We start from the raw sequence: 23,983 nt of genomic DNA on the forward strand, positions 1-23,983 counted from the left end.
TTTGATTTATCATAAACGAAGATCAATTTAGAGAGACGCCAAATACACAATAATAGAGTTCCCCGCCAGACAAGTGGTGGTCGCGCAGTCGCGACCATCGCTTGTTTTTTTTCGGCCAGCTGACTGGTTCTGGTACCGATCAGCGGTCGTGGTGGGGGAAACCGATACGGAGGAAAGCGCATGGATGTTGCAGCATTAGAGACAAAGTACCCGGTGGTTAAGGATTTAGCCGCGGAAAAGAGAACCCTGTGGATCAATCCGGATTACGGCAAGGCCGCCGACTTGGGCCTGACCCGCGCCGATTTATTCGACGCCTCGGCGCGTTTGGACCGGTTTGCCCCATACATGGCAGTGGCCTTTCCGGAAACGGCCAAAACCGGCGGCATCCTTGAATCCCCATTGCGCCGGTTGGAGGCGATGCAAGCCGACGTGACCAAGCGTGAAGGCTACGCTTTGCCCGGCGACTTGTATCTGAAGGCTGACAACGAGCTGCCCATTAGCGGCTCCATCAAGTCGCGCGGCGGCATTTACGAGGTGCTCAAGATTGCCGAAGAAGTGGCCATCGACCACAAGATGCTGGTTTACGGCGACAATTATGCCAAGCTGAACGCGCCTGAATTCAAGGACTTGTTCAGCCACTACGGGATCGCCGTTGGTTCAACTGGAAACTTGGGCCTGTCCATCGGCATCGTGGCCGCAAAGCTTGGCTTCAACACCACTGTGCACATGTCCAGCGACGCCAAGCAATGGAAGAAGGACACGCTGCGGTCGGTTGGCGTCAACGTGGTCGAATACGATGGCAATTTCACGACCGCCATCACCACCGGCCGCGCGCTTGCGGCCAAGGATCCTTCTGTTTTCTTCATCGATGATGAAGGCAGCAAGGACCTGTTCTTGGGTTACGGGGTGGCGGCCATTCGCCTGCAAAAGCAGCTGCGGGATCAACACATTTTGGTGGATGATAATCACCCGCTGTTTGTTTACCTGCCAGCCGGGGTCGGCGGCTCTCCGAGCGGCACGACCTTTGGCCTCAAGCAAATCTTGGGCCAGAACGTTCACGCAATTTTTGCCGAGCCGACCCACGTGCCATCGGTGGTGCTGGGCATGGCGACCGGTCTGAACGAAGGCATCTCCGTCTACGACATCGGCCTTGACGGGCTGACTGAAGCTGACGGGCTCGCAGTTGGCCGACCCTCGCGGCTTGCCGGCCGCGCGATGAAGACACTCCTCATGGGCATCGCGACGTTTGACGATGATCAGGTGATGGCGTACACCGCGGAGATGATGGATACCGAAGACATCAAGCTGGAGCCTTCTGCCACCGCCGGCTTTGCCGCGCTGGCGGCCAGCCAGCAGTACCTCAGCAAGCACTTCAACATGCCAAACGCGACTCACATTGTCTGGGCCACCGGCGGCATGCTCGTGCCCGAAACCGAACATGCACGCAACTACAAAATCGGTGAAGCCCTGCTCCAGCAAAGCAGGTAATTCAGTGCGAGATCGGTGTTGAAGACACAAAGAGGCGCCACGCGTGCAGCGAATCGTGGGGCGTTTGCGTATCCCAGATTCTCTTTAACGGTCAGACAAAATAACGCCAAGGCGATCAGGCCTTGGCGTTTTGCGTTCTATTTGGCTTTGGTTTCAGCCTTGCGCTTGCGCAGGTACTGGCCGAGCCCGAACGGCACCATGTTTTCAGTGCCGTTTTTGATGCGGGCAAAGTTGGCGCGGTGGCGGATCATGATCAGCACCCAGATCAGCGCGGCCACCGCCGTCAGGATCCAGTCATGCATAAACAGCGTCGCAATGGTGATCAGGAACATCCCCAGCGTTGAGGCCACCGACACCATGCTGGACAGCAGCACCAAGCTGATGAACACCGCGCAGCAGAACAGAAAAAACGGCGGGTTGTAGGCCAGCGCGATGCCGGCAGACGTGGCGACCGCCTTGCCACCCTTAAAGCCGATGAAAATCGAGCAGGTGTGGCCGAACACGGCGGCCAGCCCGACCAGCAGTACCAGCCAGTGGGGGTGCAGACCGAACAACATCGGCAGGCTGGCGCCCAGCGTGCCTTTGAGAATGTCCATCACCAGGACGATGGTGCCGCCGACCGGCCCGAGGACGCGGTAAGCGTTCGTTGTCCCGATGTTGTGGGAGCCAGCGGTGCGGATGTCCTGGTGGAAAAAGGCGCGGCCGACCCACACCCCGCTGGGGATGGAGCCAATCAGGTAGGCCAGGATGAAGCATAAGGCGAGAATCATGACTGAGGTCCTTTCTTAGCAAATGATTTAGCCGTCAACCGCATGGTGAAGGTCGTGTGCGGCCGGCCGTCGAGCGTGAGGTCGTTTCCGATGGCCCCCGTTTGCCTGAAGCCAACTTTGCGGTAGACGTGCTGGGCCCGCGGGTTGAAGTCGAACACGTCGAGGGTGAGCGCGGCCAAGTGCAGGTAGGTGAAGGCGTGAGCCGCCATCAGCTTCAGCGCGATGGTGCCGATGCCGTGGCTTGTCGCATCGTCGGCGATGAGGACGCGCAGGTTGCAGGTGTTGTGCGCGGCGTCATACTCGTTCAAGACGACCTCGCCGACCAGTTGCCCACTGGCTTCGATCGCCAGGTCCAGTCGGTCCGGTTGCTGATTACGCGTTTGGTACCAGTTAATAATCTTGGCCGTTTCCTTTTGATCCGCCAGAAAGCGGTCCGCTGCACTCGGGGTTTTGGTCAGCGCACCGGTGTACAGGTTTACCTGCGGCAGCGCCAAGATGTCAAGCATTCGCGGAATGTCTGCGGCGCGAAACGCCCGCAGTGTCACCGGCCCCTGAGTGAGGGTCGGTTTGGTGAGAAAATCTGGCATGGAAACCACCTTTGATGATGCAATATCAGTGTTTTCAGTTTACCATTTTTTGACGCCAAGGCGAATCTTGCGTAAAATAGGTTATCCGAACAAGTATTCGCTGCTTGCAGATCAGCAGCGAGTTTTCGCGAAATCAATCACTGGCCGAAAAGCAGGGCCCGGCCGCGGCGTTGCGCCAGGCAGGCTAGCCGGCTTGCTTAGGCCGCGCGGCTTAGCACCTTGGAAAAATAGCTTTCATATGAGGCCGCGTCTGGTGTATTGTAATTGAAGTTGCACGAAAAGAGGAGCATTTAATGGCAAAAGCAAGAGAAGCATACACCGATTCATCGATCCAGGTGCTGCATGGCCTGGAAGCCGTGCGGAAGCGGCCGGGGATGTATATTGGCTCAACTGATGCCCGTGGGCTGCACCATCTGGTTTACGAAATCGTCGACAACTCAGTCGATGAGGCCCTCGCTGGGTACGGGGACACCATCGCCACGACGATTCACGAGGATAACTCGATCACCGTCAAGGACCATGGCCGCGGCATGCCGACGGGGATGCACGCGTCTGGCAAGCCGACCATCGAAGTCATTTTGACGGTGCTGCACGCCGGCGGGAAGTTCGACCAGAACTCTTACAAGACATCTGGCGGCCTGCACGGGGTCGGCTCTTCCGTCGTCAATGCGCTGAGCGAGTCGCTGACCGTGCGGGTCGTGCGCGACAAGCAAGGCTTTGAGGAGCATTTCATCAACGGCGGCCATCCCGATGGCGGCCTGCAGAAATTGGGCAAGGTCAACGAGCCCAACGGAACGACCATCACGTTCAAGCCGGACCCGACGATTTTTCAAACGACGACCTACAACTTCGACACGCTGTCCGAGCGCCTGCGCGAATCGGCCTTTTTGATGAAGAACATTGTCTTCACCCTGACCGATGAGCGCACCGGCCGCGCCGAAACGTACCATTATCCCGACGGCCTGGTCAGCTTCGTTAAGTACCTGAACGAGGACCGCGACACCGTCAGCCCCGTCTTCAATTTTGAAGGCGACAAGGACGGCATCATCGTGGACTTTGCCGGCCAGTACAACGACGGCTACTCCGAAAACACGATTAGCTTCGTCAATAACGTGCGCACCGGCGACGGCGGCACGCATGAAGTCGGCATGCGCTCGGCGCTGACCCGGGCGTTCAACGATTTTGCGCGCAAGGTCAACCTGCTGAAGGACAAGGATAAGAACCTGGAAGGCTCCGACGTTCGCGAAGGCCTGGCCGCGGTGCTGTCCGTGCGCATCCCCGAGGAGATCCTGCAGTTTGAGGGTCAGACTAAGGGTAAGCTGGGCACGCCCCAGGCTCGCGCCGCCGTCGACTCGGTGATTTACGAGAAAATGAGCTTCTGGCTCATGGAAGGCGGCGACGACGCGCAGGAGCTGGTCCGCAAAGCGCTGCGTGCTCGTGAAGCGCGTGAGGCCGCACGCAAGGCCCGCGATGACTCCCGCACCGGCAAGCGCAAGAAGAAGGACCAAGGCCTGCTGTCAGGCAAGCTGACCCCAGCGCAAAGCAAAAACGCCGCGAAAAACGAGCTGTACCTGGTCGAAGGGGATTCGGCGGGCGGCTCGGCCAAGCAGGGCCGCGACCGCAAGTTCCAGGCCATCCTGCCGCTGCGAGGCAAGGTGTTGAACACGCAAAAGGCCAAGCTTCAGGACATCGTCAAGAACGAAGAAATCAACACGATGATCTACACCATCGGCGCCGGCGTCGGGGCGGAGTTTGACGTCAAGCAGGCCAACTACGACAAGGTCATCATCATGACCGATGCTGATACCGACGGCGCCCACATTCAAGCGCTGCTGCTCACCTTTTTCTACCGTTACATGCGGCCGCTGATGGACGCTGGCAAGGTCTACATCGCCCTGCCGCCGCTTTACCGGCTGCAAAAGGGGAAGGGCGCCAACATCAAGATCGCCTACGCCTGGACCGATGAGGAACTGGAAAAAGAAACCCAGAAAATGGGCAAAGGCTACGTTTTGACCCGGTTCAAAGGCTTAGGCGAAATGAACGCTGACCAGCTTTGGGAAACCACCATGAATCCGGAAACCCGGACGCTGATCCGGGTGCGGGTCGATGATGGCGCCCTGGCCGAACGCCGGGTCACCACGCTGATGGGCGACCGCGTAGAGCCGCGGCGCGAGTGGATCGAGCGTAACGTCGACTTCGACATGGACGAGGAAGGCTCGATCATGGAAACGAAGACCACCGACCACAGCAACATGCAATTCGGCGTCGAGCAGATCAAAAAGCAGATTTCGAAGAAGGGTAAGTAATGGCAAATCACATTCAAGAAATGACGCTCGAAGAGGTCATGGGGGAGCGGTTCGGCCGCTACTCCAAGTACATCATTCAAGAGCGCGCCCTACCGGATGTGCGCGACGGCTTAAAGCCGGTTCAGCGCCGCATCCTGTTTGCGATGAACCAGGACGGCAACACGTTTGATAAGGGCTTTCGCAAGTCCGCCAAGTCCGTCGGGAACGTCATGGGTAATTTTCACCCCCATGGCGACTCGTCGATTTACGAGGCGATGGTGCGCTTGTCCCAGGATTGGAAGCTGGAAGAGCCGCTGATTGAAATGCACGGGAACAACGGCTCGATGGACGGCGATCCGCCGGCCGCGATGCGCTATACCGAAGCCCGGCTGTCCAAAATCTCCGGCGAGCTGCTGAAGGACATCGACAAGGATACCGTGGAAATGGTCCTGAACTTCGATGACACCACCGAAGAGCCGACGGTGCTGCCGGCCGCTTTTCCTAATCTGCTGGTCAACGGTGCGACGGGGATTTCCGCGGGGTACGCGACCGACATTCCGCCGCACAACCTGCGCGAGGTCATTAACGCGCTGTTGTACCTGATGAAGCATCCGGACGCCAGCCTGGATGACCTGATGAAGTTCGTTTTGGGCCCCGATTTTCCGACCGGTGGCATCATCCAAGGGCTCGCTGGCATTAAGCAGGCTTACGAAACCGGCCGCGGCAAGGTGGTCGTGCGCTCCCGCACCCACATGGAAACCATGCGCGGCGGCAAGCAGGAAATCGTGATCACGGAGCTGCCTTACGAAGTCAACAAGGCCCTGCTGATCAAGAAAATCGACGAGCTGCGGCTGGCCAAGAAGGTTGACGGCATCGCCGAAATTCGTGACGAGTCCGATCGCTTCGGCCTGTCTGTGGTCATCGAGCTGAAAAAAGACGCTAACGCGGAAGGCATTTTGACGTACCTGTTCAAAAACACCGACCTGCAGATCAATTACAATTTCAACATGGTCGCCATCGCGGACCTCAAGCCCAAGCAGCTGGGCCTGAAGCCGATGCTTGAGGCCTACCTGAAGCACCGGCGCGAGGTCATCACGCGGCGCACCCAATTTGACCTGAAAAAGGCCGAGGCCCGCCAGCACATCGTGCAAGGCCTGATCAAGATGATCTCGATCCTCGACCAGGTCATTCACACGATTCGCCAAAGCGCCAACAAGGCCGACGCCAAGAACAACCTGGTCGCCCAGTACGACTTTTCGGTTGAACAGGCCGAAGCCATCGTGTCCCTGCAGCTGTATCGCTTGACCAACACCGACATCACGGCGCTGGAAGAAGAAGCGGCGCAACTGGCCAAAAGCATCGCCGAGTACCATGACATTTTGGATCACCCGGCGGCGCGCGACGCGGTCATTGAACAAGAGCTTTCGAGCATTGCCAAAACCTACGGCAAGGACCGCAAGTCGACGATTCAGGCGGAAATTGAAACCCTGGAAGTCGACACGGCCGTCACCGTGACCGACGAGCGTGTGATGGTCCTGGTCTCCCGCGACGGGTACATGAAGCGCAGCTCTCTGCGCTCGTACCAGGCGGTTTCGGCCGAAGATAACGGGCTCAAGGACAACGATTTCCCGATTTTTGAGCGAGAAATGGGGACCTTGCAGCACCTCTACATCTTCACGAGTGCCGGCAACGTCATTTACCGGCCGGTCCACGAACTGGAAGATTCGCGCTGGAAGGACGCCGGGGAGCACTTGTCCCAGGCGGTCGGTATCGGTACGGACGAGCACGTGATCGCAGCCTTCGGGTTCGATTCACTGGAGGCCAAGGGGAACTTTGTCCTTGGCTCGTCCGACGGCTACATCAAGCAGACCGCACTCGCGGACCTGCAGCCGCAGCGCAACTACAAGAGCCGACCGATGGTGGGCATGAAGCTGAAGGGCAAGGACGCTTATGTCACCAACGCCTACTTCGCCGCGGCTGATTCCACGCAAACCGTCTTTGCCGTGACCAATCAAGCCTACGCGCAGCAGTTTGAGCTCTCGGAAGTCAGCGTGATCGGCGCGCGGTCGACTGGGGTCAAGAGCATGGCGCTCAAGCCGGGCGACTGGGTCGTCAACTTTATTCTGGCCGACGATCCGGTGCAAACCGAAGTCGGCATCTTGACGCAGCGCGGCGCCTTCAAGAAGATGAAGCTGAAGGAAATGGGCGTCGGCGCCCGGGCCCGCCGCGGCCTGCTCGTGCTGCGTGAGCTCAAGCGTGACCCGCACCGCGTCGTCGCGATGAGCAAGGTCGACGACAACACGCTGATCACCGTCGTCACGGACAAGGACCAGCAGGTCGAGCTGACCGCCAGCGAGTATCCGGATGGCGATCGCTACTCGAATGGCTCATTTGTTCTCGACACCGACAGTGTGGGGACGCCGAGTTTTATCCATTTGAGTCAGGTGTTAGCAACGCCGGAAGAAAATTAATTTTTTCTAAAGGGACCGATGAGGTCTCTTTTTTTGTATCTGTTACAATACACGGAGTGAAAAACTGTAATACAGATACGTGCGACAGGGGCCAGATAAAACCGCGGTAAATCAGCATTTCAGTCTAAAAAGTTTGTGAAATGGTTATCGTAATTTACATTTAAGACACAATCCTGATAGGGCTATCAATGCCTGTGCAAAGGGAAAGAAAAGGCTTGCACGGGTCTTGTGACGTGTTATACTAATTACGTAAGAACTGTGGTAAAAGTTCAACAATTAGGAGGCTATCCAGATGAAGCAGTTAGACAAAACTGACGTCAAGACCTACTGGGAAGGTTTTAACGGCGGCGACTGGCAGGATGAGATCAACGTTCGCGATTTCATTCAGCACAACCTGACACAATACAACGGCGATGAATCATTCCTTGCCGGCCCAACTGAAGCAACCACGATCTTGAACAATCAGGTGCTGAACCTGAAGAAGCAAGAACGTGCTGCTGGCGGCGTGCTCGATGCGGACACCAAAGTGGTCGCAACGGTCACCAGCCACGGCCCGGGCTACTTGAACAAGGATCTGGAAAAGATCGTTGGTCTGCAGACCGACAAGCCATTCAAGCGTGCGTTCATGCCTTTCGGCGGGATCCGGATGGCCGAGGATGCGCTTAAGTCCTACGGGTACACCCCAGATCCAGAAATGCACAAGATTTTCACTGAATACCACAAGACCCACAACCAAGGCGTGTTCGATGTTTACACACCGGACATGCGCAAGGCGCGCCACTACAAGATCGTGACCGGCTTGCCAGATGCCTACGCACGTGGCCGCATCGTGGCGGACTTCCCACGGATCGCGATTTACGGGATTGACGCGTTGATGGCAGCCAAGAAGGCGGACTTCGACAACATCGGCGACGGCGAAATGACCGACGATGTGATCCGCCTGCGCGAACAGGTTTCCGACCAGTATCGGGCCCTGAACGACATGAAGAAGATGGCAGCCAGCTACGGCTTCGATATTTCCAAGCCGGCAACGACCGCCCAAGAAGCCGTTCAGTGGATCTACTTCGGCTACCTGGCCGCAGTCAAGACCCAAAACGGGGCTGCCATGTCAGTTGGCCGCATCGACACCACAATCGATGCCTTCATCGAACGCGACATGAAGCGCGGCTTGCTTGACGAAAGCCAGGCCCAAGAGCTGATCGACCACTTGGTCATGAAACTCCGCATGGTGCGCTTCATTCGGACCGAAGAGTACAACTCGCTGTTCTCAGGCGACCCAATCTGGGCGACCCTCAGCTTGGGCGGTGTCGGCTTTGACGGCCGTCACCACATCACCAAGACCTCGTTCCGCTTCCTGAAGACCCTCGACAACATGGGTGCGGCACCAGAGCCAAACATCACGCTGCTGTGGGACGAGAAGCTGCCAGAAGGCTTCAAGCGCTACGCGACTGAAGTCTCCATCTCCAGTTCGACCATTCAGTACGAAAACGACTCACTGATGCGCACCGAATGGGGCACCGACTACTACGGTATCGCCTGCTGTGTTTCCGCACAACCAATCAAGGACGGCGTTCAGTTCTTCGGCGCCCGGGCAAACCTGGCGAAGGCCATCCTTTACGCCATCAATGGTGGGATGGACGAAATCGGCGAGACGCAAGTTGGTCCTGAGACTGAGCCAATTACCTCTGACGTCATCGACTATGATGAATTCATGAAGAAGTTCGACGTCCAGGCCGGCTGGCTGGCCGATGTCTATGTCAACGCCTTGAACGCGATTCAGTACATGCACGACAAGTACTACTACGAATCCGCTCAGTTGGCATTGAAGGACACCCACCTGGACTACACCTTCGCGACAGGGATTTCCGGCTTCTCGCACGCGGTTGACTCCATTTCCGCGATCAAGTACGGCAAGGTTCACCCGATCCGCGACGAAAAGGGCGTTGCCATCGACTTCAAGGCCGAAAACGACGACTACCCACGCTATGGGAACAACGATGACCGCGCTGACGACATTGCCAAGTGGCTGATCAAGTACTTCTACAACAAGATGAACACGCACCACCTGTACCACGGTGCTAAGCTCTCAACTTCTGTTCTGACCATTACGTCCAACGTGGTTTACGGCAAGAACACTGGGACCACGCCTAACGGCCGCCAGAAGGGCGAACCATTCTCACCTGGTGCAAACCCAGCTTATGGCGCTGAAAAGAACGGCGCGCTGGCTTCCCTGATGTCCACCGCGAAGATCCCATATCACTACGCAACAGACGGGATCTCCAACACGTTCGGCGTCACCCCGAACACCTTGGGCCACGATGATGAAACCCGCAAGGACACGCTGGTTCACATGATCGACGGTTACATGGAGAACAACGGGATGCACCTGAACATCAACGTCTTCAACAAGGAGACCTTGATCGATGCCCAGAAGCACCCAGAAGAATACCCAACTTTGACGGTCCGCGTCTCCGGTTACTGCGTCTACTTCGCAGATCTGACCAAGGAGCAACAGGACGACGTCATTGCCCGGACCTTCTTCGAGGAAATGTAAGACCACTTTCATACTCGGTGCGTTCCGCTGCCGAGCCGTGTGCAATTCAAACAATTCGACTAAGCGGGAGCCTCGTAAACGGGACTCCCGTTTTGCCCAGAGGCGGCAAAAATGCTTGCCGCTTGTGGGCAAGACCGCGTATGCTGAAACTGACAGGAGGCATTTTGATGAAATTGATCGATAATACCAAAACACCACTGAACGTGCTGGACTCCATTGGCGTTGAGGATGAGGGGCCAGTCAAAGGGTATGTGCACTCGCTGGAAAGTTTCGGCTCAGTTGACGGTCCCGGTATCCGTTTCGTGGCCTTCCTGCAGGGCTGCCGGATGCGCTGCCAGTACTGCCACAACCCTGACACCTGGAACATCGGTGTCGGCACCGAAATGACCGCGGATGAGCTGCTGGATAACGCCGAACGCTACCGCGCGTTTTGGGGTGAGACCGGCGGCTTGACATGCTCCGGCGGCGAGTCCCTGGTGCAGATCGACTTTTTGCTCGACCTGTTCACCAAGGCCAAGGCACGCGGCATCTCGACCTGCCTGGATACCTCAGGCGGTCCGTTTACCCGCGACGAGCCGTGGTTCTCGAAGTTCAAGGAGCTCATGAAGGTCACCGACATTTCACTGGTCGACATCAAGCATATCAACTCGGCTGAGCACAAGAAACTCACCGGCATCGGGAACGAGAACATCCTCGATATGATCCAGTGGATGTCGGCGAACGGCTGCGACATGTGGATCCGCCACGTGCTGGTGCCTGAGCGCACCGACTACGACGTGTATCTCAAGCAGCTGGGGGACTACATCAAAACTCTAAATAATGTTCAAAAAGTTGAGGTGCTGCCTTACCACACGCTGGGGGTCAAAAAGTACCACGAATTAGGCATTACCTATCCGCTTGAAGGCATCGAGCCGCCAACAGCCGACCGGGTCAAAAACGCGGAGCAGCTGCTGCACACGGCCGATTACACCGGCTGGAAGACCTGGAAGCCGGCAAACTAGACATTCAGATAATTGTTATGATAAGAAGGAAGAGCTTTTGGTTGCTCTTTCTTTTTTTGTACCTTATTATTAGGTAAGCGATTTATTTCGTTATGCTGGCAATGGTTGTGGTCGTGAACTGGGCGGAGACCCGAACGAAGGAGTAGCACATGAAGACAAAGCAGGAGAGCATTTTTTCGTCAAAGACACTGTCGTATTTTTTGCAATTGGCGGACACCATGAATTACACGCAGGCCGCTCAGCTGCTGGGCATCACGCAGCCGGCGCTGACGCAGCAAATTAAGAAACTAGAGCGGACCGTGGGGGCCCCGCTCTTCTACTCGGTGGGGAAGAAGCTGCATCTGTCCGATGCTGGGCGCACGATGCTCGACGCCACGCATTCGATTTACGAGACGCTGAACCAGGCGACCGATGAGATCCAGCAGGCCAGCAACGCCAACTCCGGCGTGATCAAGATCGGCATGCTGGCCTCCGTGGAGTCTTCGGCCTTCATCGGTTTTTCCGCGGAATACTACAAGCAAAACCCCGATGTGCAGATTGTGTTTCTGAACATGACCCGCCACGAGATTTGGGAGCAGCTTGAAAACAACCAGATCGACCTGGCAATCATGTACCTGCCGGATGACACGATCAAGAACTGGAAGCCGTACGAAAGCCGTAAAATCGTTGACGAACAGCTGCTGTTTTTGCACCACAACGAGAAGCTGGCCAAGCGCAAGCGTGTGCACTTCCGCGACACCCTGAGCCAGCCGTGGGTGACGTACCCGGATTCCTATTTCCTGTCGTATTTCCTGCACGAGGCCTACAAGAACCAAATGGTCGACTACCCGCACATCGTGGCGCAGTTCACCACACCGTTTCAGCTGATGCAGTTTCTCAATCTCACTGGCGTGAACACGGCGCTGCCGACGTCGTTCTACCAAGCTCATCAGGATGAAATCGATGCGTACGCGGTTTCGTTTGAGCCGGCAGTGTCGTTCGAGCTGGCGTTCATTTTCCGCAAGGGCAAGGACACCATTCCGCGGGTCGAGCAGTTTCTGAACAGCTTCGATGCGTACCTGGACAAGAAGGATTACCTGTCGCGGGTCGCTGAGAACCGTGTTAAACTGGACTAGTACGCGTAAAGCGCAATACTGAAAAAGGGAGTCACACCATGACAACATTGATTTTTGGTCATCAGAATCCAGATACCGACGCCGTAACCTCCGCGATGAGTTTCGCGGAATACCAAAAGCAGCTCGGCAATACTGATGTTGAGGCGGTCGCTTTGGGCGAAGTGAACGCCGAAACGGCTTTTGCGCTCAAAACCTTCAAGAAGGCCACCCCGCGCGTGATCAAGACTGCCGCTAACGAGACCGACACGGTCATGCTGGTCGACCACAACGAGTTCCAGCAGAGTGTGTCCGACATCAAGGACGTCACGATTGCCGCCGTTGTGGATCACCATCGAATCGCCAACTTCGAAACGGCCGCACCGCTGTTCTACCGCGCAGAGCCGATTGGCAGCTGCAACTCGGTCATCTACGAAATGTTCCAGGAAAAAGGCTTCAAGATCAGCCCCCAGCTGGCCGGCTTGATGGCGAGCGGGATGATTTCAGACACGCTGCTGCTGAAGAGCCCGACCACTACTGACGTTGAGCGCAAGGTCCTGCCAGAACTGGCAAAAATCGGCGGCTTTGACCTGCAGGAATACGGCCTCGCCATGCTGAAGGCAGGCACCAACCTGGCGGCCAAGTCCGATCTGGATATCGTTGAAGGCGACGCCAAGAGCTTCGATATGGGCGGCACCTCGGTGCGCATCGGCCAGGTCAATGTCGTTGACCTGAACGAGGTTTACGAGCGTCAGGCGGCCATTGAAGCCACCATGAAGAGCGAAGCCGAAAAGAACGGCTACGATTCCTTCCTGCTTTTGGCCACCAATATCCTGGACTCCGATACCACCGGCTTCTTCTACGGCAAGAATGCCAACAAGCTGGAAGCGGCCTTTAACCAGAAGTTCGATGCGGACCACCGCATCGCGCTGCCTGGCGTGGTTTCCCGCAAGAAGCAAGTCGTCCCACCGCTGCAAAAGGCGTTTGAGGCGTAAGTTGATTGAGGCTCAGGCGGCTGCCGGAGCCTTTTTTGGTAGGAGGAAAAGCAATGGAAGAGCAAACTCAGATCGATCTGATCAAACAATTCTCAGACGCGTATGGCGTGCCAGGCTTTGAACAAGACGTGGTGCGGCTGTATCGCGACCAGATGAAGCCGTACGCGGACGTCACAATCGATGGCATGTTCAACGCGCTGGCCGCCCGCAAGCAAAACACCGGCGATCGGCCCGTGGTGCAAATGGATGCCCATGCCGATGAAGTCGGCTTCATGGTCCAGGCCATTCGCCCCAGCGGTCTGATCAAGTTCGTCACGCTTGGCGGCTGGGTGCCGACCAATGTCCCGGCGATGCGCGTGGTCGTGCGCAACAAGCGCGGCGAGTACGTTCCAGGTGTGGTGGCGACCAAGCCGCCACACTTCATGACGGCCGCAGAACGCAACGCCGTGCCAACCATTGCCGGCATGTCAATCGACGTCGGCAGCACCTCGCGCGAGGAAACTCTTGAGGATTACGCCATCGACACCGGCTGCCCGATTTTTCCTGACGTGAAGTGCGAATACGATGCCAAACACGGCATGTTCTTCGGCAAGGCGTTTGATGACCGTATCGGCGCCGCAGCCTTGATCGATACGTTTGACAACCTCAAGGACGACGACCTCAACGTGGATGTCATCGCCGGACTGTCTACGCAGGAAGAGGTTGGCTTGCGTGGTGCTTACGTCACTGCGCGCAAGGTCGACCCTGACATCGCCATTGTTTACGAAGGGGTGCCGGCTGATGACACCTTCGAGCCTGACTGGCTCTCGCAGACTCGCGTCAAGGCAGGCCCGATGCTGCGGGATCTGGATACGACCTACATCGCGAATCCGAACTTCCAGCAGTTCGCGGCTGATTTGGCCGACGAGCTGCACCTCCCATACACCCGGGCCGTGCGGACGGGTGGGGGACAGAACGGGGCAGCGATTGGTTACTGGAAAGGCGTCCCAACCATCGTGGTCGGCATTCCAGTCCGCTATGAACACACCGCGTATACCTTCACCGCCTTGAGCGATTTCCAGGTTTCCAGCAAGCTGGGCACCGAGATTCTGCGCCGGTTGGATAAGGAAACCATCGCGTCGTTTAATTCTGTCGATTAATTGAAAAACCGCGGCAGCTGGGCATTTGACCTGGCTGCCGATTTTTTGTTGTTGAATAAGTTTAGACATGTCTAACTTTTGCATAGGCGATTATTTTCTAGCCTTGATAATTGTTATACATGGTTATGGATACGGCGAAATGTCGTACCAGTTTGTTGCAGCCCGCAGCAAATTCGCCCATGCAGCCTCTATTGTCCTGCGTTGCACCAGCCGGTTGACTCAGGCTGATTACGATCACCGCGGCTCAGTAAAACGAGCCTTCAGCGTGTCGAGACTGATTTTGAGCCTAGTTGATGGTTCCTTTGACGTAAATCGCAGATTCTATGGGTCACCGTCAGCAGACTCTGGCCGCATCGGAACAGCTGAATTATCAGTTGTGAATCTGATGCGAGTTCAGCTTAGTAGACGCATAGTTGATGGTCTAATTCCTCAGAATCACGATGTCAGCAAGCCACATGCAAGGCGCAGATTAAGACCGACGCGTGAGTGTGACTTGAACAAGTGTGATGGCAGATTGAGATCTTGTACGCAGAGATTTATTGAAGACTGTCGGTTGATGATTTGCTGCGGACGATTCTGAGCCGCGATGACGCACAGCAAGTTGAAACAGACGAAGAGACTGATGAAACTGCAGTCGCACAAAAACTAACTTAGAGTTGACCGGCAGTCGATGGTATAGAAGCTGCAGCTGACGTGAATTGACTAAGCCAGTCCCTTCGGCTCTTAAGCACTACTTCGTATAATATATATTATGTGAACTAGAATATATGGACTAGAATATATCAAAAAACAACAGGGCTAAATTCACCCCTAAATGTCGTACACCCCACTGTCCATTTACCGCTCAGTTAAATGATTGACTGTGCCTTTGGTGATGCAATCGGCAATCTGAGAATCGACTAAACCAGGCGCCGTCGACTTGCTGCCAGCTGATCATTGACCAGGCTTTGGTTGAAATCAAATCCTGTTACAGGTTCAAAAAAAGTCCTTCTGCAACCGCCAAGTGCTCTAAGACGCTGGCGTGTTGCAGAAAGACTTTTTTAGTGATGGTCAATCGTGACCGGCGTACCTTCAGGAATTTTGTCATAGATCCATTTGGCGTCTGGAATGCTCAGCTGCACGCAGCCGTGTGACCCGGCGCGCTTACCCAAGTCACTGGCCTCTTTGATGTCGTAATGGCCTTGAGCGTCAAACGGCACTGTGTGAAAAAGAATCCGATTTTGGTAAATCGACGTCCAGTAGTTAGCCCCGAGCCGCACCGCCGGACTGGAATTGAAGAAGTGCAGTCCGCGTTGCCCAATGCTGAAATGGCCTTCTGGGGTGCGGCCATCAATGCCAGTTGACGCGTACATCGTGTAAAGTAGTTTGCCATTGCCGCGAATGTAGACCCGCTGTTTGTCGAGGCGAACTTCCATTGAAAGCTTCTGAACATGTGTGAGGTCTGGGTATGCAGCCGTTTCCGATGGCAGGTGCCAGTCGATCGGCGTGCGCATCACGGCGGCCCGCTTTGGTTTAGTCACCTTGTGCGGCCGGACCGCATGCGAACGCTGCTTTGACTTGCTTTGAGCAACGCGGTCGTGATGCACCGCCTGCACCTGCTGCCGCGTCACCAAGGCAACGCCCAAGGCAACAACGATCAAGGCGACGGCTAGTAAGGCCAACCGCTTAACTCTTGACGAAACAAGTCTTCGGGAAGCCCTTGATGGATTCGATTGTGGTTGACGTAAACGCATTACCCCGATAACCCTCTTCCAGAATGTGCCCCAATTTTGTTGGTGACGAATGCTCAGCTGATGTCGACTGGCGTGCCGGTGGGAATATTTTCATTGACCCACTTGGCGTCAGGAATACTCAACCGTACGCAGCCATGAGAACCAGGCTCTTTGCCCAACTTAGCGGCCTCTTTTGGCAGATAATTGCCGTTGACGTCGACCGGCACCGAGTGAAACAGGTAGCCTGTGCCGGAAAATGCGGTCCAGTAATTGGCGCCCATTTTTTCCGATGGCGTGTAGAAGTGATCGCCGCGAGTCCCGATTTGGAAGTGCCCCTTCGGCGTCAGATTATTGATGCCACTAGACGCATACATGGTGTAAGCAACTTTGCCATTGATCAGGATGTAGACCCGCTGTTTTTTCAAGTTGACCCGCATCGCCACTTTTTCAGCGCTGGTGATAGTTGGGTATGCGACGGTCTCAGATGGCTGATGCCAGTCAATTGGCTTGCGCATCACGGATGGTGCCGCCGTCTTTGGCTTCGCCTTGTGCTTGTCAACAGACTTTGCCGCGAATTTTTTGGCAGGCTTGGTCTTAGTGACCTTGCTTGTCTGGTTCTGGCGCGTGGTCGAAGCCGACGCTTGAAGGTGCTCAGCCGCCCTGACGCCGATCAGCGCCACCACCACAATCACGACCAGACCCCAGACCCAGGGCCGGTAGCGCTTCTTTAACCGGTGAAAATGAACCTGCCGCATACGCGTCCTCCTCAACGAAACACTCTTTTCGGTTACTTATTGTACCATACAATTGCACTGGTACTATTGTGAAAACGCCGCCAGACCGCCCTTTAACTGAAAAATGGCTCGGTGATGGTGAAGGCTTTCTGGGTGCAATCTAAGCAAGCCATGCCGCCGTACGGCAGCGCCGCGCGCGGATAAGCGTGCCCAAAGTTGGCATTAAACAGCACTGGCAGCTGTTCTGGTTCAGTTTCCTCGAGCAGAATCTGCTTGTACTCAGCGTAGTAGCGCTCATTTTGCGGCTTGCCCGCAATGATCCCAACCACCTGGTCAAAAATCCCGTAAGTCTTCAGGTGCTGCAGCATCAGGCGATAGTTGGCAGGCGCCGGCCGCTCCTCGCTGGTTTCGATGAACAGGAGTTTGCCGTGCCACTCCTCAGGTGTCGGCATCAGCCCATATTGTTCGCTAAAGGCCCGCTCATTGGGCAGGTGGTTGACCAGCAAGTCATCTAAACTTTCTAGGCAGCCGCCCAGCAGCGGCCCCCTCACCTGCCCCTCGCCCCGCAGGATTTCAAAGCCGTGCGTCTCGCGGTGGCTGACGCGGGCAGTACCCACAGCGGCGGGCGAAAAGTCTTCGCGCTCTTCGTACCACACCGGACTAGCTGTGATGGCTGTGGTGGCCGGATTGGTCAAATAATGCGCAAATGTCGCTTGCGTGTACGGCAGCATTGCCGTGTCGAGCTCCGCCAGGTCATTCAACAAATTGGGTCCGTAGAAGCTCTGCAGACCCAGGCGATACAGCATCAGGTGATCGATCGTCGTGTCAGAAAAGCCGGTGAATAATTTAGGCTGCAGGCGAACGGCTTGAGCAAAGGCGGGGTCTGCCATCAAATAAGGCGCCAGCCTGAAGGTGTCTTCCCCACCGATTGCGGCGATGATGCCAGTAATCTCTGGGTCAGCAAAGGCGGCTTTCAAGTCGGCGGCGCGGTGTTCAGGGTGCGCCGCCAGTGCGGCAAGCCCATCTAAGGCGTGCGGCATCACGACCGGGACCAGTCCCAGCTCGCGCAGGCGCCGTTTGCCGAGGGCGAGCTGATGGGCTGTGGCGGGCTCCCCCAGAATTCCGCTGGACAAGCTGACAATCGCGACCTGATCGCCGCGGCGCAGTGGCGGCGGCTTGAGTCGGCCAGCGGAATTGGTTGTAAATGGCATGACAGTCCTCCTTCTCTCTTCTTGTCTCGGCGCTTAATGCTCGCTGCGCCGGCGCTGGCGATCCTTGCGAATAACCAGGATCAGCACCGACAGCGCGGCAAACACGATAATCAGGGTAATCAGCAGCCGCCGATTACCGCGAATCAAGGCGTCACCGCCAAAGGCATACAAGGCGGCCACCAATGTGCTGCCGAGCAGGCAGACCAGTGCATGCGAGCGCTCAGAGACGCGCAGGTGCACCGATGCCACATTGACTAGCATAGTTGGTATCATCGGCACCGCATAACCGATGAGCAGCCCGAGTCGCGGATGCTTCATGGTCACCAGGCTCTGATACAGCCAGTTGGTTGGCTCCTTATCGCGGCGATCAGCGAGCAATTTCAGCACCCCGCTTTGGACGAGATTACCGGCCGTGAGCCCAGCAGCACTGACCAAAAAACCGGCCCAATCCCCCAGGCAGACCCCGGTGAAAATTGCGACCACCGAACTCGGTGCCCCAGGGATGCAGCACATTAAGACCAGCAGTCCAAAAAACAAAATGACTTCTAAGGGGCCATAATCACGCAAACTGGCGATTGCATTTTCCGCCTGCGTGGTGGATTCCAGCAGCAACGAAAAGCTGCCGCGGTACTGCCGCCATAAGCCGTACACAATGCCGGCGGCTACCAGCGCGCCCAGAACCGATAAAGCCATTTTTAGTTGGCGTTTCACGCACTCACCCCCAGTTCCTCCTAGTGTACCCGAATCACACTTGCGGTGCGCAAAAATCTGCTGTTCTGCATGAAAAAAGGCCCACTCAGCGGGACCCTTCTCAATTAGAACAAAATGGCAAATGCGGCACTTTCCTGGGCCGTCGCTTGATCTGGAAAAGACATGTAAACCTGCATGCCGCCCTCATCGACGTCTGCAAAGGCCCCTTCCAGGGTCGGGTAACGACTGGCCAAAGCTGGTAGGGTGTAAGCGAGCAGGCCGTCAAGCAGGCCGTGATCTTGGCCCCAGGCGCCACCGAATTCGAGCCGATTGCCGCGCAGATACGTCAGGCAATACGCGACGATGTTGTCCCCTTGCGCCAGCGCAAGCGGTGCTGTCGGTTCGAGGTCGGTCAGGATGCGCGGCGCCCAGTCATTGTCGGCAAACGGCTTGACTGGATCGACTTCATGGCGCTTTTGGTAGGTTAAGTAGGCCGCTTGAATCAACGCATTACTCAATGGTTCAGATTGGAGAACGTCACTTTGCGTCAAGAGCCTTGTCCCTGGGGTCAAAGAAACTGTGGCGGTGTGGGCCGTTTTTAACGCCAGTTTCGGTTTGAACGTGGTCCGAATCCGGCGCAGCCCACGGGAAATCGTGGCAGATCGCAGTGCCGACTGGGTGTCCGTGCTGACGGTCAAAATCCCTCGCTGCCCGGCGTTTTTGGCGCGGTCAACCACCGGCGTGAGCAGCGTATCAGCGAGCTCCGCTTGCGGCAGGGCGTCGGCCTTTGCGGTGGTCACGGTCACAAACCGCATCAGGTAAGGATGCAACGGATTTCGCCAAGTGGTTAGCGCACCGACGATGTCGTCGTTGCAAGACAAGATGGTCGCCCCATCGCGGTGGGCCTTGAATAAAGCGCGGTCTTCCGCAGTGCCGACCCATTGAACGGCCGGGTTATCATAAGGAGAATACTCAAAGTTCATAGTTTTGCCTCGCAAGCGTAATGTGTCAGCGTTACTGTCATTGAAGTCCTCACTGCGCCCGGTGCGCGGCGATCACCTGGTCGAGCACCTGCACGACGCCGTATTCCTCGTTGGTCCCGGTGCGGTAGGTCGCAAACTGCTCCATGCCCGGTGCAAAATTATTGACCAGGTAGCTGTACTTGACCGCCTTGAGCATTTCGGCGTCGTTGAAGTTGTCGCCAAAGGCCATCATTTGGTCCGTCGTGATGTCCATCTGCTTGCCGATTGCCCGCATGCCGTTGCCCTTGTTGATGTCAGGCATCATGATGTCGATCCAGACCGGACCGGAAACGGCCGCGGAAAATTGACCGCCAAACCGCGGCGCGATCACGTCATCAAAGACCGCCCTGGCGTCGCCATTAGGCAGGTAAATCGTCACCTTGTCCGCCTCGCCGCTCCAGGTGGTCAGGTCATCCAGGTAGGAGAGCCGGTGGTAAAACTCGCGATAGACTGAGTCGTACTGCCGGTCGGCGGTTTGCCCCACGGCTTCAGTGATGCCGCAGATCAGCGGCAGCCCATCGGTTTCGTCGCGGATCACGCGCACCATTTCCTGAACTGTCGCAGTTGGCATCAAAGTTTTGCTGATGAGCTGACCGCGGAAACTGATCACGCCACCGTTATCGCAAATCAAGGCCAGCTTTTGGTGGTCATGCGGGAAAATGTCCTGCAGGGTATACAGCGGCCGGCCGCTGGCGATCCCGAATTGAATCCCGAGGCGGTCAAGGGCCTCGAGCCGCTCCTGAAACTGCGGCGGCAGCACACTGGCCTCAGTCAGCAGTGTGTGATCCATGTCGGTGGCGATAAACTTCACGTCTTTTAAACTCATGCGCGGTCTCCTTTTACGAATGCCTCGTAGTAGCTGATGGCGCCAACGCTTTGGGCAGAAGCGATTTTGCCGCTTTTGACCGCAGCGATGACTTCGTTTAGTGGCACCAGCTGACTGGTCACGAATTCGTCCTGGTCAAAATGCTTGGGGGTGCGCTTGGCCGGATCGATGTGGACCAGCATCAGGTGCACGACCTCGTCGGTCATGCCTTCGCTGGAGCGGATCGCGCACATTTCCGTGATGTCGTCCGTCACATAACCGGTTTCCTCCTCAAGCTCGCGTTTGGCGGCCTTGAGCGGATCCTCGCCCGGGTCCATCAGGCCGGCGGGCAGCGCAAAAGATTCCGTGTTGATGCCGACACGGTACTCGCGGTTGATCAGCACCTGATCATCCGGCGTGAGCGCCAGCATGGCCACTGCCGGCGCGTGCTTGATTAGATCGCGCTCCACGCGCAGGCCGTCCGGGGTGTCGATGGTTTGCTGAATGACCTCAAAAATGTGCCCGCTGTAAACTGTGCGGGCCGACAGGATGCGGCCTTTTTTCTGAGATGCGTGAATAAACATAATTGCCTCGATTAATTAAAAGATTTAAGCGCTGGCGGCAAGCGGCCGCTGTCTCTTCCATGATACCAAAAAACCAGCCCTTTAAGCGGCTGGTTTGAGATTACTTCACGGTGCGGCTGAGGTCTTGGATCCAGGCCACCGCGATGGCCTTCTCCCCCAGGTGGGTGCCGATGACCGGACCGAAGTATGAGACTTCAAACGTCACCTGCGGAAACTTCTCCTTCAGCTCGGCTTGCCAAGCACCCGCGGCTTCGGGGTCGTTGGCGTGAATGACCCACGCCTTGACCGGGTAGTCGACTTTTGCCAGCTCCGCGGCGAGCAGTTCCTCGACCCGCGAGTACGCTTTTTTCAGCGAGCGAACCTTCTCGAAGGCGACGATCTTGTGCGAGTCGTCGTCGAAGGTCAACAGCGGCTTGATCTTCAGCATGCCGCCGATAAAACCTGCCGCGTTGCTCAGGCGGCCGCCGCGCACCAGGTTTTGCAGGTCGTTGACGATGAAGTACTCACCCATGGTGGCGCGCAGTGCATCCAGCGTTTGGATGATCTCGTCTGGCGTCTTGCCAGCTGCCGCCATTTTTGCGGCGGTCAGGACCAGCTCACCCATCAAGATGACCGTGATTTGGGAATCGTACACGATGACATGCGCCGGCTTGAAGTCGGCGACGGCCGCGCGCAGCGTCTCCACAAACCCGGAAATCGTGCTGGCCAGATGAATCGAGATGATGGTGTCGTAGCCTTCGTTAGCCAGGTTTTCGTATAGTTTCAGCACTTCGCCCAAAGGCGGCTGAGAGGTGCTGGGGAACGTCTTAGCGGTTCGCAATTTTGCGTAGTACTCGGCAGTGGTGATGTCCTTGCCTTCGTCGTACACGGTGCCGTCCAGGATAACGGGAATCGGCACGATCTTGATGTGATTGGCCGCGATCTGCTGATCGGATAAGTATGCGGTGCTGTCGGTCACGACGGCGATCTTCATTTGCTACACCCACTTTTCTGAATTTGCTTAGAACAGCATAACATTTTCTGTCTTATTTTAGAAGAATAACGCGCGGTGGCGCTTTGCGTCGGGCCTGGAAAACCGGTAGAATAAAGGACAGCAATTGCCGGCCCTGAGCGGGCAGAAAAGAGGTTTGCGATGTCATTTGACGGCTTATTCACGCATGCCATGGCGAAAGAACTGCAGCCACTGGTGGGCGGCCGCGTCAATAAAATCACCCAACCATACAATAACGAGGTCATTTTGACCATTCGGGCCAACCGGAAAAATTGGCCCCTGCTGCTGTCGGCCAACCCGCAGTTTGCACGGGTCCAGATCACGCAGATTCCCTACGAAAACCCCAAGGTCCCGACGAATTTTACCATGACACTGCGCAAGTACTTGGCCAGCGCGACGCTCCAGGCCCTGACCCAGGTGGCCAATGACCGGGTGCTGCACCTCGACTTTTCCACGCGCGACGAGCTGGGCGATGACCTGAGCCTGCGCCTGGTGGTTGAGATCATGGCGCGGCACTCCAACATTACCCTGGTCAATCTCAAGACCGGTAAGATTATTGACTTGATCCGCCATGTCGGCCCCGATCAGGACCGTTTCCGGACCCTGCTGCCCGGTGCGCCATACGTGCCGGCGCCGGCGCAGGACAAAATCGACCCCTTCACCGACGACACCCGCGGCTACCGCGAGCTGATGAAAACTACTGACGTGCCGCTGGCTCAGCTCCTGCAGCGTCATTATCAGGGCCTAGCAGGCGACTCCGCCAAGGAGCTGGCAGCCAGGCTGAGCGCTGGGGATGCCGATGCGGCCTGGGACGACTTTTTTGCTGCGCTGGACCACCCGACTGCGACCATCGCCACCGGCGCCAAGGTGAGCTTCTCCGCCCTGCCCTACGAGACGCATGAAGGCACCCAGCAAACCTTTGCGTCGTTAAGCGAGATGCTGGACGCCTTTTACGCGCAAAAAGCCGAGCACGACCGCGTACGCACCCAAGGCGACAACCTGATCCGCCCGCTGAAGACCTTGATCGAGCGCGACGAGAAGAAGCAAAAAAAGCTGCAGCAAACCCTCAAGGACACGGAAAAAGCCGATGACTACCGGATCCGCGGCGAGATTCTCACCACCTACCTGGCGCAAGTCAAGCGCGGCGACACCAGCGTTACCCTGCCCAATTTTTACGACAACATGAAGCCGCTGAAAATCAGTTTGTCCAACCAGTTATCCCCATCAAAGAACGCGCAGAAGTATTTTTCCCGCTATCAGAAGCTCCGCAACGCTGTGGCCTACGTCAACGAGCAGATGAAGCAGAATCAGGCCGAGCTCGATTACCTCACCGGCATCATGGCGCAAATCGAAATTGCCAGCCCCAAGGACCTCGACGACATTCGCACCGAGCTGCAGGACGGCGGCTACCTCAAGGTCCACAAGCAAGGCAAAAAGGCGCCAAAGCACAAGATTGCGAAGCCTGAGGAGTTTTATGCCTCCGATGGCACCAAGATCTGGGTCGGCAAGAACAACCTGCAAAATGACCAGCTCACGCTCCACAAGGCCGCCAAAACCGACATCTGGCTGCACGCCAAGGACGTCCCTGGCTCCCATGTCATCATCGATTCAGCCAAACCCAGCGACAAGACCCTGATGGAGGCTGCGATGCTTGCTGCCTACTTCTCCAAGAGCCGCGCCTCGGCGAACGTCCAGGTCGATTGGATCGAAGTGAAGAAGATCCGCAAGCCCAATGGCGCCAAGCCCGGGTTTGTGGTGTACGAAGGCCAGCGCACGGTGGTCGTGACGCCTGACGAGGCAATCGTCGAGCGGCTGCGCCATCAGCCCACGCTGTAAAAGCAGTTACGCAAAGC

Annotated in this window: 19 protein-coding genes; 9 read left to right on the forward strand and 10 right to left on the reverse strand. The window is 56.6% G+C overall.

Annotated features, from left to right (window positions below):
* Positions 1–180 precede the first annotated feature (180 nt).
* The gene (locus JUE30_RS01305; RefSeq protein WP_203623281.1) at positions 181–1,488 is read left to right on the forward strand and encodes a D-serine ammonia-lyase; all 1,308 of its coding nucleotides are present in this window, start codon (positions 181–183) and stop codon (positions 1,486–1,488) included.
* Between the two features lie 137 nt (positions 1,489–1,625).
* Here JUE30_RS01305 and plsY read toward each other — a convergent pair whose 3' ends face one another.
* Both plsY and JUE30_RS01315 read right to left on the reverse strand, forming a co-directional pair.
* Positions 1,626–2,258, reverse strand: a complete 633-nt coding sequence (plsY, locus tag JUE30_RS01310; protein ID WP_203623282.1) for a glycerol-3-phosphate 1-O-acyltransferase PlsY — start codon at positions 2,256–2,258, stop codon at positions 1,626–1,628.
* Positions 2,255–2,845, reverse strand: a complete 591-nt coding sequence (locus JUE30_RS01315) for a GNAT family N-acetyltransferase (protein ID WP_203623283.1) — start codon at positions 2,843–2,845, stop codon at positions 2,255–2,257. Before JUE30_RS01315 ends, plsY begins: the two co-directional genes overlap by 4 nt.
* Positions 2,846–3,138: 293 nt before the next feature.
* Between JUE30_RS01315 and parE the strand changes: the two genes are divergently transcribed.
* From parE to JUE30_RS01350, 7 genes are all read left to right on the forward strand, one after another.
* Positions 3,139–5,151 (forward strand): DNA topoisomerase IV subunit B, encoded by a 2,013-nt coding sequence (gene parE / locus JUE30_RS01320; protein WP_203623284.1) that lies wholly within the window; start codon positions 3,139–3,141, stop codon positions 5,149–5,151.
* Positions 5,151–7,601, forward strand: coding sequence for a DNA topoisomerase IV subunit A (gene parC / locus JUE30_RS01325; protein ID WP_203623285.1), 2,451 nt, complete (start codon positions 5,151–5,153; stop codon positions 7,599–7,601). Before parE ends, parC begins: the two co-directional genes overlap by 1 nt.
* Before the next feature lie 292 nt (positions 7,602–7,893).
* Positions 7,894–10,155 carry a formate C-acetyltransferase gene (gene pflB / locus JUE30_RS01330; protein ID WP_203623286.1) on the forward strand — a complete coding sequence of 754 codons (2,262 nt, stop codon included), beginning with the start codon at positions 7,894–7,896 and terminating at the stop codon, positions 10,153–10,155.
* Positions 10,156–10,322: 167 nt separating this feature from the next.
* Positions 10,323–11,156 carry a pyruvate formate-lyase-activating protein gene (pflA, locus tag JUE30_RS01335; RefSeq protein ID WP_125754471.1) on the forward strand — a complete coding sequence of 278 codons (834 nt, stop codon included), beginning with the start codon at positions 10,323–10,325 and terminating at the stop codon, positions 11,154–11,156.
* Positions 11,157–11,305: 149 nt separating this feature from the next.
* Positions 11,306–12,271 carry a LysR family transcriptional regulator gene (locus JUE30_RS01340; protein WP_125754472.1) on the forward strand — a complete coding sequence of 322 codons (966 nt, stop codon included), beginning with the start codon at positions 11,306–11,308 and terminating at the stop codon, positions 12,269–12,271.
* 38 nt (positions 12,272–12,309) lie between these two features.
* Entirely contained in the window at positions 12,310–13,242 is a 933-nt protein-coding gene (locus JUE30_RS01345; protein ID WP_203623287.1) for a manganese-dependent inorganic pyrophosphatase, read from the forward strand.
* Between the two features lie 53 nt (positions 13,243–13,295).
* Positions 13,296–14,381, forward strand: a complete 1,086-nt coding sequence (locus tag JUE30_RS01350; protein ID WP_203623288.1) for a M42 family metallopeptidase — start codon at positions 13,296–13,298, stop codon at positions 14,379–14,381.
* Between the two features lie 1,040 nt (positions 14,382–15,421).
* Here JUE30_RS01350 and JUE30_RS01355 read toward each other — a convergent pair.
* The 8 genes from JUE30_RS01355 to JUE30_RS01390 all read right to left on the reverse strand — a co-directional run bounded on the left by JUE30_RS01355 (position 15,422) and on the right by JUE30_RS01390 (position 22,112).
* Positions 15,422–16,042 (reverse strand): L,D-transpeptidase, encoded by a 621-nt coding sequence (locus tag JUE30_RS01355; protein WP_203623289.1) that lies wholly within the window; start codon positions 16,040–16,042, stop codon positions 15,422–15,424.
* Between the two features lie 125 nt (positions 16,043–16,167).
* Entirely contained in the window at positions 16,168–16,848 is a 681-nt protein-coding gene (locus JUE30_RS01360; RefSeq protein WP_203623290.1) for a L,D-transpeptidase, read from the reverse strand.
* Positions 16,849–16,940: 92 nt separating this feature from the next.
* Positions 16,941–18,038 carry a S66 peptidase family protein gene (locus JUE30_RS01365; protein WP_203623291.1) on the reverse strand — a complete coding sequence of 366 codons (1,098 nt, stop codon included), beginning with the start codon at positions 18,036–18,038 and terminating at the stop codon, positions 16,941–16,943.
* 33 nt (positions 18,039–18,071) lie between these two features.
* Positions 18,072–18,749 (reverse strand): TVP38/TMEM64 family protein, encoded by a 678-nt coding sequence (locus JUE30_RS01370; RefSeq protein WP_203623292.1) that lies wholly within the window; start codon positions 18,747–18,749, stop codon positions 18,072–18,074.
* A gap of 104 nt (positions 18,750–18,853) precedes the next feature.
* Positions 18,854–19,711, reverse strand: coding sequence for a hypothetical protein (locus JUE30_RS01375; RefSeq protein ID WP_203623293.1), 858 nt, complete (start codon positions 19,709–19,711; stop codon positions 18,854–18,856).
* A 49-nt stretch (positions 19,712–19,760) separates the two neighbouring features.
* The gene (locus tag JUE30_RS01380) at positions 19,761–20,576 is read right to left on the reverse strand and encodes an HAD family hydrolase (RefSeq protein ID WP_203623294.1); all 816 of its coding nucleotides are present in this window, start codon (positions 20,574–20,576) and stop codon (positions 19,761–19,763) included.
* Positions 20,573–21,139 (reverse strand): NUDIX hydrolase, encoded by a 567-nt coding sequence (locus tag JUE30_RS01385; RefSeq protein WP_125754481.1) that lies wholly within the window; start codon positions 21,137–21,139, stop codon positions 20,573–20,575. The genes JUE30_RS01380 and JUE30_RS01385 overlap by 4 nt, the downstream gene beginning before the upstream one ends.
* A 100-nt stretch (positions 21,140–21,239) precedes the next feature.
* On the reverse strand, positions 21,240–22,112 hold the full coding sequence (locus JUE30_RS01390) for a DegV family protein (protein WP_203623295.1): 873 nt from the start codon (positions 22,110–22,112) through the stop codon (positions 21,240–21,242).
* Positions 22,113–22,271: 159 nt separating this feature from the next.
* On the opposite strand from JUE30_RS01390, the gene JUE30_RS01395 reads away from it, so the two are divergent.
* Complete coding sequence (locus JUE30_RS01395; RefSeq protein ID WP_203623296.1) at positions 22,272–23,966, forward strand: NFACT family protein; 1,695 nt, start codon at positions 22,272–22,274, stop codon at positions 23,964–23,966.
* Positions 23,967–23,983 lie beyond the last annotated feature (17 nt).

This window comes from Lacticaseibacillus sp. 866-1, assembly GCF_016861825.1.
In the GTDB taxonomy this organism is placed as follows: Bacteria; Bacillota; Bacilli; order Lactobacillales; family Lactobacillaceae; genus Lacticaseibacillus.